Here is a 14,089-nt window from a genome sequence, read left to right on the forward strand (position 1 = left end):
CCGTTGGCCGGTCTTGGCCGAAACGAAGAGAGCGGGGACATAGTCGAGGAAGTTGAGCTGCTGCCGCACATGTTCGGCATAGGCCGGCTGGGTGTGGGTGTCCTTCGGCACGGCATCCCACTTGTTGATCACGATGATGATGCTCTTGCGCTTTTCGAGGGCAATGCCGGCGATGTGAGTGTCTTGGGCGCGCACGCCTTCCGTGGCGTCGATCACCAGCAGGACGACCTCCGAGCGTTCGATGGCGCGCACTGCCCGCAGGACGGAGTACTTCTCCACCCCGACCTCGATCCGGCCGCGGCGGCGGATGCCGGCCGTGTCGATCAAGGTCACCGGAAGGCCATGATAGGTCAGCCGGGTGTCAACCGCGTCGCGCGTCGTGCCTGGGATGGGCGAGACCAGCACCCGCTCCTCCCCCAGCAGCCGGTTAAGCAGGCTCGACTTGCCGACGTTGGGCCGCCCGACAATCGCCAGCCGCAGCGAGGGCTCTTCCTCGGCCGGCGCCTCGGCGGCTGGCGGCAGCAGTTCCAGCAAGCGGTCGAGAAGGTCGCCCGTACCGCTCCCATGCAGCGCCGAAACCGGAAACGGGTCGCCCATCCCGAGTTCATAGAACTCGGACAGGCGGGTCCGGCGCTCGGCGTTGTCGGCCTTGTTGACCGCCAGCAGCAGGGCTGGGGCGCCTTCCCCCTGGTTGCGCTGGGCGCGGCGCAGGATGTCGGCGACTTCCTGGTCAGCGGGCGTCACGCCGGCCTCGGCATCGACCAGAAAGATGACCGCGTCCGCTTCGCTGGCCGCCAGCTCTGCCTGGGCCCGGATCTGCGGGATGTAGTCGGCCGAATCGAGCGAAAGCGGCTCCTGCCGCTGCAGCGTCGAGGGATCGATCCCGCCGGTATCGACGATGTCGAAGGTCCGGCCGGACCAGTGCGCCTCGGCCACAAGCCGGTCGCGGGTGGTTCCCGGGCGAGCATCGACGACGGCCAGGCGTTCGCCGGCCAGGCGGTTGAACAGGCTCGACTTGCCCACGTTTGGCCGGCCGACGAGGGCGACCATGAGCTTGGTCATGTCGGTCTCAAGGGGCGGGGGTCGATTTGCGGATCGGCGTGGTCGAGATGACGATCTCCACCGAGTCGGGGACGATCGACTGCACGATCACATTCTCGGGCAGGGAGACCACGACCGGTGTCAGCTGATGAGTGCCAGGCCCGAGCCCGGTGACATCGACGGAGATCAGCAGGTCCTCCGGCTGAATCGACTCGAGCGTCGGGAGTGGCCCCTTCAAGATGACGCTGACGAACTCGGGGGAGGAGCCGGCGAACAGCCCCGGACGCAAGCCCTCGATCGCCAGCTCATGGGTCAGGGTAGAGGTGATCTCGATCGGGGCGATGCCGACCCGCACCAAGACCGTCTGGTCGCCAACCAGGATCACATCCGCGGGAACGGAGATCCCCACCCGCTTCTCCACCGGGCCGGTCAGCCCTTGCAGGTCTACTGGATCGGTCTCGACGAAGCCCGGCAGGTTCTCGACGGCATCCGGTGTGGCGGAGAACACCGTCACCAGGGTGGGAGTGACGCCGATCTCGGTAATCTGATAGCCGGGGTCGGGGTCGCCTTCGATGATCGGGATCACGGCCACCAGCCGGTAGCCGCCGAGCTGGCTGACGCGGGCCGCGACCCGCGCCGATGCCGGGGTCAGGCGCACACCTTCCACTGCTTGCCGCTGGCTGTCGATGGCGATCAGCTCAACGTTGGAGTCGAAGTCCTGGCGGCGGCCGGACTGATCGATCTCCGCCAGGGCGCCAACCACCTGTTGCACCATCGAGGTCGGCCCCTCCACCTCGACGCTGGCCGGGGCAGACTGGAGGGAACTGGTGCGGTACCCCAGTGCAAGCTCGCCAAGGGCCTCGACGACGACCGGAACGGTCTGGGTGCTGGCCGCCTCCAGCCTCAGGCTGACCTCTGCGGGTTGGATCTCGATAATGCGGATCGGGGCTCGTGCCGTCGTGGCAACGATCGGCAGCCGGTGCTCGCCCGCCGCCAGGCCGGCCAGGTCGACGGTCAGCTTGAAGTCCTCGGCGGACAGCTCTTCCCACACCGAGGTTGGTGCCCGAAGGGTGAGGCGGGCTTCGCCTGGGATCGTCCCCACTGGCTGCAGTCCTTCTTCCACGCCGACGTAGCTGATCGTCAGCGGGGAAGCGAAGGACCGCTCCAGCACCGGGTCGGAATCGTTGACGGCCGCCACCCAGATCGTGAACGCCAGAATGACCGACAGGGCAAGGGAGCCTAGAGTCTCCAGCGGGAGGCGGCGGCGCATGCCCCTCACTCCTTGCGGCGCGCCAGCCGACGTTGGCGGGCCTGCTCACCCAGCTGGTCCAGCCAATCGGGCATCCAGCCGCGCCGCCGTGGGCGGTGAAAGGCGATCAGGATGTTGCGCAGGCGGTTGAGGTCGAGGCGGCGGATCATCCGTCCTTTGTGGGCGACGGAGATGCCCCCGGTCTCTTCGGAGACGACCACGGCCACAGCATCGCTGACCTCGCTGATCCCCAGGGCGGCTCGGTGGCGCAAGCCCATGTGACGTTCCGGTGAGCGGGAGAGGGTGCCGCTCGCCGAGAGCGGCATCACGCAGCCGGCAGCCACGAGCCGCTGGCGGCGGATGATGACCGCCCCATCGTGGAGTGGTGTGTTGACGTAGAAGATCTGCAGCAGCAGCTCGGGGGTGAGCACGGCATCCAGCAGCACCCCGGTCTCGATGTATTCGTCCAGGGGGGTTTCGCGCTCGATGACGATCAGGGCCCCCTGGCGGGTGTCGGACAGCCGCTGGCTGGCGTTGGCCACGGCCTCCACCCAACGCTCGAGGTGCGATGGCTCGGCCGGAGCCCCGATCACGGAGCTGGCGCGCCCCAGGCGCTCGAGGGCGCGGCGGATCTCCGGGGCAAAGATGACCGGAATGGCGATGATCAGCGCCGGCAGGGCGGCGCGCAGCAGCCAGGAGAAAGCCGCCAAGGGCAGGAGTGCGGTCAGAAGCGCGATGATAGCGACCAGCAGGATCAGTCCGCGCAACAGCACGACCGCCTGCGTGCCGCGGGCCAGCTGGAGCAAGGAAAAGACGATGGCGGCGACCAGGATCAGGTCGAGGACGGCCGCCCAGTCGAGCCGTTGCAGGAGGAAAGCCAGCTCGCTGATCAGTCCATCCACGGCGGTGTCCCTGTGCCGGTCCGGGAAATGCTACTGGCCGGCTTCAAGATTGCGCAGGAGCTCCTTGTAGCCCTCGACGTCCGGCGGGTTGAGGGAGATGATGATCTGAATGGTGCGGGCCGCTTCCCGCACCGAGCCGGCGTCGAGTTGGATCTCCCCCAGGGCGTCATACTGGGCGAGGGCGTCGGCCGATCTGCCGGCGGCGCGGTAGGCCTCGGCTAGCCGGGCGTGCAGCGCTTGCTTGCCCGGATGCTCACGCGCCATCTCTTCCAGCAGTGCCAGGGCCTCGACGCCTCGCCCGTTCTGGACCAGGAACTCCAGATACCCGTCGAGCTCCTTGGCCGCTTGCTCTTCCTGGCCCAGGCGAAGATTGAGGTCGACGCTCTCGCGCCGGGCTTTCTCGTCGTTGGGATCGAGCTTGCGCACCTGGCCGTAGACGCGCAGCGCGCCGCGCCAATCCAGGCGCGACAGGTCAATGTCGGCCATGCGGTGCAGGATAGTGAGCTGCTTCTGGCGGCTGACGGTGCCGCGTTGGGTCAGGCTGAGCGCCTGCTCGAGCGTCGTGCGGGCCTGATCGATCTCGGCCATCTGACGGTACAGATCGACCAACTCCAGGTACTGGTCGACGGCTTCGTCGACGCGGTCCTGCTGCGCCAGCAGGTCAATCAGGTGGGTGCGCAGCGAGATGTCGACCGGCGAGTACTGCAGGATCTGAGCGTAGACGTCCGCCGCCTGACGGTTCTCGCCGCGCACGCGGTGCGTGGCGGCGATCACCTGGAGCTTCTCGACCGCAGCTTCGGTGCGGTTGGTCTTCATCAAGATGCCGGCCATGCGGCTGTGCAGCGACAGGTAGTTAGGCGCGTAGTGCAGCGCCAGGAAGGCTTCCTCCATCGCCGACAGGTAGTGGCCTTCCGCCGTCAGTTGTTCGATGCGGCCGAGGGCGCGCACCACCTGCTCAGTACCTCCGTCTCGGACCCACTCGGCGATCGGCTTCACTTTACCGATGTCCGTGTCGCCGTCGACTGTCGCCCGGGCCTTGCGGACATTCGACAGCCAGGCGGGCCCGGTGAGAAACGCCAGGGTGTTCTCAACGATCTTGCGCAGGCCTTCTGGATCGTCAGCATTCAGCGAGGCCTGCATGGCGTCATACATCTCATCCAGCTGGGAGGATTGGCCCTCGGCCACAGACAGGTTGTCGGCCCGCCGCAGCGCCTGCAACAAGAAGCGGGCGGCTTCGGCCTGATCGCCTTCGGCTCGCGCCAGGCGGCCCAGCGACAGGTTGGCGCCCATGTCCAGGTCCGGATGCCCGAGGGCGGCCATCAGGTGTTTGCGCGCCTTGTCCACCTGGCCCAGATCCTTGTACAGCATGCCGATGTTGTAATGCACGGTCGGGTGGTCCAGTCCGGCCTCGACGGCTCGCTCGTATTCCTTAACGGCCTGGGTGCTGCTGCCGTGGGACTGCAGATCGATGGCGGTGCTCAGGCTGCGGTACATCTGCGGCCGGCCGATGGCCTTGCGATCGGAGGGTTCGGCCTTGCCCCTTTTCAGGGCGCTCTTGCCGGCGGCAGCCGGGGCTTCCTTGGGCTCCTCGAAGAGAACCCCGGCCAGGTAGCTAAGCGCCTGGCGCTGGGCGGCCGTCTCCGGGTCGTCCAGTGCGCGTTCGGACTCGGCCTGGGTATCCTTCTCCAGGTACCCCTTGACCTCGGCCGGGCGCAGCGGGCTGGTGGCGGGCTTGGGGGGCGAGGGGGGAGGCAGCGGCCGTCCCTCGCGCAGCATGCGCAGGGTCGTGCCGGCCTCGGGGTCGGCGGGGATCAATCCCAACGCCCGCTGGGCGGCTTCGACGGCGCGCTCGGTCTTCCCGGCCTTCTGCAGGATGCAGGCGATGGCGATGTATTCTTCGACCGCCTGACGGCGTCGGCCGAGGCGTTCGTAGGTCAGGGCGAGGCGGGAGCGGACGGCCAGGTTATCCGGCGCCAGGCGGGCCATATGGCCCCAGTTGGCGACGGCCTTGTCGACATCGCGGCGGCGGCTGTACAGCTCGGCCACGGCTTCCCGCGATTCGAGGGCGTCCTTGGTTTGACCGAGGGTTTCGAAGATCTCGGCGCACTTCTCGCGCGGCACCGGATCTTCCGGGGCAGCCTTGGCGGCGCGGAAGTACACGCCCAAGGCCTCCCGGTGCTTGTCGGTCTCGAGCAGCGCCAGCCCGAGGGCGTTGAGGGCGTCAGGGCTCTCGGGGAACTCGGCCAGCGCCTTCTGGTAGTAGCCGGCGGCGTGATCCCAGTCGAGCTCCCAGGCCGCGGAGTGCCCAAGGCGCATCGATTCTTCGAAGAGATCCTGTCGTCCGGTCATGAATGGACTCGCGCCGCAGCGGGGATGGCAAGGCGAGTATAGCACAGCTGCTGTGTTCGCCCCGCATCCGGCCGTAGTACTCCGGGCTTCGAGATGGGCAGCGGCTGCTCATAGACAGGCGGCACCGGCCGAGAACGGTGGGCGACCGCCAGGCATTCGTCAGCTCGCTTGTGTAGGGCGTGTGCCCCGCAAGCTGGCGGTCCCGATTCCCGGCAGCCGGCCCGCACGCCGCCGTCAGGCAGGCTGCATGTCGGCCCAGGTGCGGCCGACCTTGGCATCCGTCTTCAAGGGGACCTCCAGGCTGACGGCCGCCTCCATCACGGCCTGGACACACGACACGGTGTCGCCGACCTCGTCCAGCGGGACTTCGAAGACCAATTCATCGTGCACCTGAAGCAGCATGTGAGCGTGCAGCCCAGCCTTGGCCAGCGCCGCCGGCAGACGCATCATGGCGATCTTGATCACGTCGGCCGCCGTGCCCTGAATCGGAGCGTTGATCGCCTCGCGCTCGGCCCGGGCACGATTGACCTCGGGGACGCCGCTGGCGGTCGGCGCCAACTGCGGGAAATAGCGGCGCCGGCCGAACAGGGTCTCGACGAAGCCTTGCTCCGCCGCCAGGCGGCGGGTGTGCTCGAGGTAGGCCCGCACCCCCGGGAAGCGCTGGAAGTACACCTTGACGAAGGTCTCAGCTTCGGCCAGCGTCATGTCGGTCGAACGCGACAGGCCGTAAGCGCTCATGCCGTAGATCAGTCCGAAGTTCACCGCCTTGGCGTGGCGCCGCAGGTCGGGAGCGATCGTGGCTGGATCTCCGCCGAACACCGCCGCGGCCGTGGCGGCGTGGATGTCCTGGTCATCGAGGAACGCCTGGATCATGGCCTGGTCCCGGGCCATGTGGGCCACGATCCGCAGCTCGATCTGCGAGTAGTCGACGCTGAGCAACGCCTGGCCGTCCTCGGCGATGAAGGCATTGCGGATCTGGCGCCCAAGTTCGGTGCGGATCGGGATGTTCTGCAGATTGGGGTCGGACGAAGCCAGGCGGCCGGTGACCGAGCCGGTCTGGCTGTAGGAGGTGTGAACCCGGCCGGTCGCCGGCAGCACCCGCGCCGGCAGGGCGTCGGTGTAGGTGGACTTGAGCTTGGAGATCTCACGATGCTCCAGGATCAGGTCGACCACCCGGTGCTTGTGGCGCAGCTCGTCGAGTACCGAGGCCGCCGTCGAGTAGCGGCCGGCAGCGGTCTTACGCGTCCGATCCGGGGGCTCGAGCCCGAGTTCGACGAACAGCACCTGCGAGAGCTGCTGGGTGGAGTTAATATTGAACTCATGCCCGACCTGGTTGTACACCTGGCCCTCGAGCTCCGCCAGGCGGACGGCCAGCTGCTGCGACAGCGTGCCGAGGAAGCCGACGTCCAGGCGGATGCCAGCCATCTCCATCTCCGCCAAGACGCTGACCAAGGGCATTTCCATTTGGCGGAACAGCTCAGCCTGCCCCTTCTCCTTCATCTCCGCCTCGAGTTGCGGCAGCAGGGCAAGGCAGATCTCGGCATCGGCGGCAGCGTACGGCGCGACCTGATCGATGGGCACGTCCGCCATCGAGCGCTGGTTCTTGCCGCTTCCGATCAGGGTTTCGATCTCGGTCATGTCTCGGCCGAGACGGACCCAGGCCAGGCTCTTCAGGCCCAGGTTGCGCGAGGCTGGGTCGCACAGCCATTCGGCCAGCATGGTATCGAACGCCAGAGGCGCGACGGGGAGGCCGTGCCGGGCCAGGACGATGTAGTCGTACTTGAGATTGTGGCCGACCTTCGGGAGATGGGGCGCAGCCAGCGCGGAGCGCAGGCCGTCGACCACCTGCGCCAGATCGAGCTGCGCACCTCCCGCCCAGGCCGGCGAGTGGCCGACCGGGAGGTAGATGCCGGCGCCGGCCTCGGTCGCCAGCGAGATTCCGACCAGGGCCGCGGCCATCGGATCGGTCGAGGTGGTTTCCGTATCGATGGCCAGGACACTGGCTGAACCCAGCTGCCTCGCCAGGCGCGCCAGGTCCTCGGAGGTATTGACGATCCAGGTCGTAGGGCCTGCCTGCGCTGGCTGCGCACCGGGGGATATGAACAGAGGCAGTTGCTGCCTGCCCGGCAGCAGGCCTGGCTCCTCGGCCGCTGCCTGCAACCGCGTGAGCAAGGTGCGGAACTCGAGCTGTCGAAACAGCTCGGACACGGCCTCGCGATCGTAGCCCTGCAGGCGGCAGGCCTGCAGGTCAAAGGCGATCGGGACATCGGTGACGATGGTCCCCAGGCCGCGGCTGAGGTAGGCACTCTCCCGTCCCTCCTCGAGCTTGGTCCGGAAGCGGGGCGCGACCTGTTCGAGGTGGTCATAGATCGCATCCAGCGTTCGGTGCTCCTGCAGCAGCGCCACGGCGGTCTTCTCGCCGATGCCCCGCACGCCCGGGATGTTGTCGCTGCTGTCCCCAATCAGGGCCTTGAGGTCGACCAACTGGCTCGGGGCCAGGCCGTACCTGGCGGATACCTCCTCCGGGCCGTAGTCCACGGCCTCGGAGAGCTTCTGACCCGCGAGCAGGATATGGATGTTCGGGCTGGCCAATTGGAGCAGATCGCGGTCCCCGGTGAGGATGACGACCTGGGCGCCCAGGTCCGCCGCCAGGCGGGCGACGGTGCCCAGGACGTCGTCGGCTTCAAAGCCTTCGGCTTCGAGGACGGGGATGCGGAAGGCCTGGACCAACTGGCGGATGCGCTCGATCTGCGGCTGCAGGTCGTCGGGCATCTTCTCGCGGGTCGCTTTGTAGTCCGGGTACATGTCGTCGCGAAAGGTGCGGCCGGTGTCAAACGAGACGGCCAGGTAGTCCGGCGCATCCTGCTCAATCACGCGCAGCAGGACGGAGACGAAGCCATACGTCCCGGCAGTGGGCTCGCCGCTCTTGGTCATCCAGCGCGATCCGTCACTGGCCCGCGTCAGCGCGTAATAGGTGCGGTAGGCCAGGGCGTGACCGTCGATCAGATACAGGCGGGGGCGTTTTCCCATGAGGCGGCCTCTCTCTTGCGGCTGTGGCTGCAGCCGTTTGGATCCGCTGCAGGTCTGCGCTGCACTGGGCGGCAGCCGACCGTTGGCGACAGGCAGGGCAATGTCACTCTGCCCAGGTGGTGTATTCGAAGCGCAGGGCCTCTCCCGCTTCTACGACTACCAGATACCCCGACCGCCCCTGATCGGTCCAGTAGCACACACGCCAACCCGGGTGTAATTCGGGCGCGGCGACGGGCTCCGCCGAATGCGGCTCGTCCCTGCATTGGGGTGCGGCCTCGGAATCCGCGAGCAGACGCGGCCGGCCAATCCGGGCGGAGCCGAAGCCGGACAGATCTGCCTGCCGCGCCGATCCCTGCCACACAATGTCCGCCCCGGCATCGTCCTGCACCTGCCCGAGATCGAGGTCGAAGGCGACCCCCGGCGGAAGGGCGGCACTGCCGGAGACTAGCACCTCCTGCAGCGGAGTGGGTGCGAGGTCCGCGGTCTGGTCGGGATTGGGACTGAGGGTTTCGACGCCCATGGGTTCGGGCAGGACGGCGACTTTCACCCAGAACGAGAGCCGGCCTCCATCACCGACTCCGAACAGCCGCCCCTGCGGGTCCTGCAGCTTCCAGAATCCCTGGTACGCCCCGGGCTGATCCGGAGCGATCATTTCCAGCGATAGGTCAACGGTCCCCCCCGGCAGGACGGTGTGCGTCAGGGGGGTGGTGCGCGGCGCTCCCATTCGGGCGCCGCCGAGGAACGTCAGGGCATAAGCACCGTCCCATACGCAGCTCCCGTCGTTGCGCAAGCGCCAGGATTTGGTGAACGGAGTTTCAGGCTGCAGGCTGGTGTTGTCCGGAATGGCAACATCCTGAAGGAAGGTGGCCCGGAGCAGGCATTCCGAGTCGCCTGGCTCTGCAGGGATCTGCATTCCGGTGGAAGAGATCAGCGGTCCGGAGACCGGGGAGGCGGTGGCCTGCGCTTCGGACGGGAGGCTCGCAGGGAGGTCCGCCGGCGCTGGCACAGATCCCCCGTTGACACAGGCAGCCAGCGCCGCCGCCAACAGCACCCATGCAGGGGCAATTTCCCACGCGAAGAAGCCGGGGGCTGGTCCCGGGGGAGCAGAGGCTGATCGGCGGCTTGAGCGCATGATGCGCCAGGAGGGTCGAATGGCTCGGGCCTTTCTCTGCCGGCGAGAGCTGGCGGCCGGCACGGATTCAGTTGATGATCTTGGGGTTCAACCAGTAGGCATCGTCATCGGATGAGGCGCCGTTGGAGGCGACCGCCAGGACGAACTCGACGGATTTCCCGCTCAGGCTGGTAAGGTCGAGGTCGATCTTCTGCCACTCGCCATCATACTTCTGGCTCCACTGCATGAGGTTCTGCAGGGTTCCGCCGTCGATCCTGTAGTTGAGTTGGTAGATCGCATTGCAGCCGGTGGAATCGTAGCGGCAGCCGATGTGGGTTCTGAATCGATACCCGCTCATCACCTGCAGCGCCGGGAAGCGGCCGGAGATTACGCCGTCCGTCGCCATCTGGGGACGGGTGAGCAACGTGGGCTCATCCTCGACCACGCCATTCTCGAACCGGGGTTCCTCCAGGCGAAGAACGAATCCGTTGGGATCGCCTTCGGTGCCGGGACACGGAAGCACTCCGGCCGCGCTCCGCCATTCGGCGTCGCAGTAGTTTTCGGCCAGGTTGTAGATCGTACGGCCGGATGTGGCCGGGGTCAGCGTAGGACCGACCACGACCTGGACATAGATGGATCCTCCCCCGCCCACACCGAAGTCAATCCCGCTGCTGTTGCGCAGCTTCCAGTTGCCACGGTGCACGCCCTGGGTGACGGGAGCCTTCAGTTCGACCGAGATGTCGACGGTCTCACCGGGCGCAACGGCGCCCGCCAGGGACTGGGAAGCCGGGCCGCTCATCGTGTTGCCGTCGATAAAAACCAGGTTGTAGGCCGTTGTCCAGGTACACGTGCCGGTGTTCTTGATCCGCCAGGCCTTGGTGAACCCCTCGCCGGGCGAGACGCTGGTGTCATCGAGGATGGTGAGATCGGAGACGAAGGCAGCCTCATCGGCGCAGCCGGCGGCGCCGGTGGCAGCTGGAGACAGCGTGGGGATTGGGGTCTCGGTGGGCGCCGGCGGCATGGTCGCCGAGGCATCTGGGGGAGGCGGTGTGGGCGACCTCGCCGCCTGCTGTGCCCACGCCGCTTCGGCGGTCAGAGCGGCCGACGTGGCGCCTGCCATCGACGAAGACACTGGGCCGGGCAGGGTGCATGCCGTGACCATCAGGGCCAGCCCGATCGGCGGCAGCCAGGCGACCAGCCTGCCACGGCTCCTTGTCATTCCCACTCCCGGGGTCTGCGACCGGAAATCTCGAGCCCTGCACCTTGTCCTGCCGCAGCAGGATTGCGCCGATGCGTTGACCCTCCCATAGTATCGCGCCTCAGCGACGTTGGTCCGATGGGGGCTGGCTGTGCTCGCCGGCAGCCAGCCCGAAGGCGCCCGCAGCAGGCGAGCCCCGCAGGCTCCAGGGACCGGCCCACTCGATGCGGACCGGGACCAGACTGCCGGCCAGGCCCAGGTCGGAGTCGAAGAATACCAGCTTGTTGGTCCGCGTCCGGCCTCGCCAATGGCCCGGCCGCTGGGCCTGTTCCACCAGGACTTCGACGACATGCTCCAGCAGGCGGGTGTTGATGTGGGCGACGGCCTGCTCTTGCAGGTCCTCCAGGAGGCGGAAGCGTCGCATCTTCTCCGGCTCGGGAACGTCATCCTGCATGCGGCGCGCGGCCAGCGTGCCCGGGCGAGTGGAGTAGCGTGCCAGGTGAGCGACATCCAGCTGGAGTTCCTCCAGCAGGCCATACGTCTTCTGGAACTGGGCCTCGGATTCGCCGGGGAAGCCGACGATAATGTCGGTGGCGATGGCGACCCCCGGGATGTGTTTGCGCACACGCTCGATCAGGCGGCGGTAGTCATCGGCGGTATAGCCGCGCCGCATGCGGGCCAGGACCTGGTCATCGCCGGCCTGCACCGGAACCTCGATGTGCTCGCACACCTTCGGCAACTCAGCGACAGTGGCGAGCAGGTCGTCGGTCATCCAATTCGGATGGGAGGTCAGGAAGCGGATGCGCTGCAGCCCTTCAATCGCCTGGAGCTGGTGCAGCAGGGCCGCCAGGCTGAGCGGCTCGGGCAGATCCAATCCGTAGCGGTCGACGATCTGGCCCAGCAGCGTGATCTCGCGCACGCCGCTCTCGACCAGGCCGCGCACCTCGGCCACAATCTCTGAAGCCGGGCGGCTGCGCTCGGCGCCGCGCCGGTAGGGGATGACGCAGAAGGTGCAGGCGTGTGAGCAGCCCTCGACGACGGTCACAAAGGCCGTGGCTGCACCCTTGCTGCCCGCTGCCGGCCGCCTGGCCTCACCATCCATCAGGGCGTGGCGCTCTTTCGTCTCCCGTCGGAGATTGGCAGCCAGGAGGCGCTCCTCCAGGTAGGCCAGCAGCGGCTTCGGATCGGCCGGCGGGGAAAAGACGTCGACAAAAGGGAACGTCTGCTGCAAAGTGGGATTGCCTTTGACGCCGACCATACAGCCCATCAGGTTGATCACCAGATCCGGGCGGCGGTCTTTGAGCGGCCGAAGAGCGTGCAAACGGCCATGGGCGCGGTCTTCCGCACTCTGGCGCACTACGCATGTGTTCACGACTACCACATCGGCCTGCTCGGCCTCATCGGTGGCCTGCATCCCAAGCCGTTCGAGTGAGTCGGCAACCCGCTGCGAGTCGGCAACGTTCATCTGGCAGCCGGAGGTCCAGATGTGGTACTTCATGCCGCGAATTATAACCAAGCCCAGTCCGGTTTCCCGGCATACCCCAACAAGCGTTGGTAAGATGGAGCCGAGGTCCAGGCAGGAGCCCCGGGGCTATGGGCATAGTGCGTTTGGAGCAGCTCCATATGAAGCGAAGAGGCTGGCTGGCCGGCGTGAGTCTGGCGCGGGCAGGCGCAGTGATCGTCGCCATGACGGCCTGCGGGCCAAAGGTCCCGACCCTCGGACCGGCGGTCCCTACACCCGCGTCGCTGCCGACGGCCGCAGCGACGGCGCTGGCGGCCGCCCCCTTGACCGCGACGCCGGCCGCTTCGCCCACGCCCGATTGCTCCGGCATGGCCGGGGGCGTCGTCCAGGACAGCTACCCGGGGATGCTCGTCCAGGGCCAAGTTCCCTTCCGCGTCTATCTTCCGCCCTGTGCCGACCTCTCGGATGTCCGGTTGCCGGTCTTGTACTTGTTCCATGGCTACCCGTTCGACGAGACCCAGTGGGACGACCTGGGCATCGACGAGTTGGCGGAAGCCTGGATCCAGGCGGGACAGGCGCCGCCGTTTGCGGTGGTGATGCCCCGTTTGCCGGAGCCTCTGTTCCGCTCCTCCGATGGCGGCCCCTGGTCCTACGAGGCCGAGATGTTGGGGGGCCTGCTGCCTGCGGTCGAAGCGGAATACCCGGTCTCGAACGCACCGGAGAAGCGGGCAATTGCCGGGATCTCGCGGGGCGGCGTGTGGTCGCTGGAGATCGGTATGCGACACCCGGAGGCGTTTGGCACCGTCGCTGCCTTCAGTCCCGCTCTGTCTGTCAACAATGCCCGGCCGGAATTCGATCCGTTGGTCTTGGCTGAGGCTGCCGGCGGGCTGCCGCCGCGCTTCTTCGTGGCGGCCGGCGAGGATGACTGGGCACGGCCCCAGAGCGAGAGGCTGGCCGCGGCCCTGCAGGCGCAGGGCAAGGAGGTCAAGCTGGTGATCCCGTCCGGGAGCCATGATTCGACCGCTTGGCTGGGTGCGCTGCAGCCCTTCTTGACATATGTGCTCGAAGGCTGGGAAGGCTAGTCCGAAAGACCAGGAGGACGAAACCGGTTTAGAATGCAAGCGAACGGGGGTTGGGGACCGGCGCCCCCCGTCCAGGGGAGAGAACATCATGCCCGAGACTGAGACGAACGCTGGCGACGTGATCGACTCCTACCGGCGCCGACGCAATCGCCTGGTCCCGCTCTTCGTCGGGGGCTTGGCCGTAGTTCTGCTCGTCGTGGGCGTCTTTCTGGTTGTGCTGTGGCTGACGGGAGACAGCCCGCCTGCCCTGCCTTCGTTCCTGGCGCGCGATACGCCGACGCCGACCGCCACCCCGACACCGCCCCCGCCGACCGAGACGCCGACGATCACCAACACCCCAGAGGCGAGCCTCACCCCGACCCCCTCCGGGCCGACGGAGTACATCGTCGAGGTCGGAGATACTCTGTTCTCGATCGCCGAGACTTTCAGCGTGACGATGGACCTGCTGATCTCCTACAATGGCCTGACGGACCCCAACAACATCGGAGTCGGGACGACGCTGTTGATCCCGCCACCGGATTCTGAGCTGCCGACTGAAACGGCGGTTCCGACAGGGCTGCCGCGCGGGTCCAAGATCGAGTATGTGGTCAAGACCGGCGACACCCTGCAGTCGATCGCGGCCAAGTTCAACAGCACGGCCGAGGCCATCGCCCTGGAGAACAAGA

The 14,089-nt window shown here is 67.2% G+C and carries 9 protein-coding genes and 1 pseudogene; 2 read left to right on the top strand and 8 right to left on the bottom strand.

From position 1 onward, the window contains the following. The 8 genes and pseudogenes from der to miaB all read right to left on the bottom strand — a co-directional run bounded on the left by der (window position 1) and on the right by miaB (window position 12,378). A pseudogene (gene der / locus MUO23_03950) lies at window positions 1–1,044 on the bottom strand (ribosome biogenesis GTPase Der). A 25-nt stretch (window positions 1,045–1,069) separates the two neighbouring features. After that, entirely contained in the window at window positions 1,070–2,311 is a 1,242-nt protein-coding gene (locus MUO23_03955) for a CdaR family protein (GenBank protein MCJ7512104.1), read from the bottom strand. Between the two features lie 5 nt (window positions 2,312–2,316). Further along, a complete protein-coding gene (cdaA, locus tag MUO23_03960; GenBank protein ID MCJ7512105.1) occupies window positions 2,317–3,192 on the bottom strand; it encodes a diadenylate cyclase CdaA in 876 nt (291 codons plus the stop codon). 30 nt (window positions 3,193–3,222) lie between these two features. Continuing rightward, on the bottom strand, window positions 3,223–5,541 hold the full coding sequence (locus MUO23_03965; GenBank protein MCJ7512106.1) for a tetratricopeptide repeat protein: 2,319 nt from the start codon (window positions 5,539–5,541) through the stop codon (window positions 3,223–3,225). Between the two features lie 234 nt (window positions 5,542–5,775). Continuing rightward, entirely contained in the window at window positions 5,776–8,571 is a 2,796-nt protein-coding gene (polA, locus tag MUO23_03970) for a DNA polymerase I (GenBank protein MCJ7512107.1), read from the bottom strand. A gap of 103 nt (window positions 8,572–8,674) precedes the next feature. Beyond that, complete coding sequence (locus MUO23_03975; GenBank protein ID MCJ7512108.1) at window positions 8,675–9,484, bottom strand: NBR1-Ig-like domain-containing protein; 810 nt, start codon at window positions 9,482–9,484, stop codon at window positions 8,675–8,677. 286 nt (window positions 9,485–9,770) lie between these two features. Then, window positions 9,771–10,901, bottom strand: a complete 1,131-nt coding sequence (locus MUO23_03980; protein MCJ7512109.1) for an NBR1-Ig-like domain-containing protein — start codon at window positions 10,899–10,901, stop codon at window positions 9,771–9,773. A gap of 100 nt (window positions 10,902–11,001) precedes the next feature. After that, window positions 11,002–12,378 carry a tRNA (N6-isopentenyl adenosine(37)-C2)-methylthiotransferase MiaB gene (gene miaB, locus MUO23_03985; protein ID MCJ7512110.1) on the bottom strand — a complete coding sequence of 459 codons (1,377 nt, stop codon included), beginning with the start codon at window positions 12,376–12,378 and terminating at the stop codon, window positions 11,002–11,004. A 125-nt stretch (window positions 12,379–12,503) separates the two neighbouring features. Here miaB and MUO23_03990 point away from each other — a divergent pair, with 125 nt between their 5' ends. Beyond that, entirely contained in the window at window positions 12,504–13,424 is a 921-nt protein-coding gene (locus MUO23_03990; GenBank protein ID MCJ7512111.1) for an alpha/beta hydrolase-fold protein, read from the top strand. Between the two features lie 88 nt (window positions 13,425–13,512). Continuing rightward, window positions 13,513–14,089: LysM peptidoglycan-binding domain-containing protein (locus MUO23_03995; protein MCJ7512112.1), on the top strand; the 577-nt coding region annotated here is incomplete at its 3' end.

The sequence above is a fragment of the Anaerolineales bacterium genome (assembly GCA_022866145.1).
In the GTDB taxonomy this organism is placed as follows: Bacteria; Chloroflexota; Anaerolineae; order Anaerolineales; family E44-bin32; genus PFL42.

Coding starts and splice junctions, on each gene's coding strand:
- polA (MCJ7512107.1), bottom strand. CDS start 8,571: ATGGGAAAACGCCCCCGCCTGTATCTGATCGACGGTCACGCCCTGGCC.
- MUO23_03980 (MCJ7512109.1), bottom strand. CDS start 10,901: ATGACAAGGAGCCGTGGCAGGCTGGTCGCCTGGCTGCCGCCGATCGGG.
- MUO23_03990 (MCJ7512111.1), top strand. CDS start 12,504: ATGAAGCGAAGAGGCTGGCTGGCCGGCGTGAGTCTGGCGCGGGCAGGC.
- MUO23_03955 (MCJ7512104.1), bottom strand. CDS start 2,311: ATGCGCCGCCGCCTCCCGCTGGAGACTCTAGGCTCCCTTGCCCTGTCG.
- miaB (MCJ7512110.1), bottom strand. CDS start 12,378: ATGAAGTACCACATCTGGACCTCCGGCTGCCAGATGAACGTTGCCGAC.
- MUO23_03975 (MCJ7512108.1), bottom strand. CDS start 9,484: ATGCAGATCCCTGCAGAGCCAGGCGACTCGGAATGCCTGCTCCGGGCC.
- MUO23_03965 (MCJ7512106.1), bottom strand. CDS start 5,541: ATGACCGGACGACAGGATCTCTTCGAAGAATCGATGCGCCTTGGGCAC.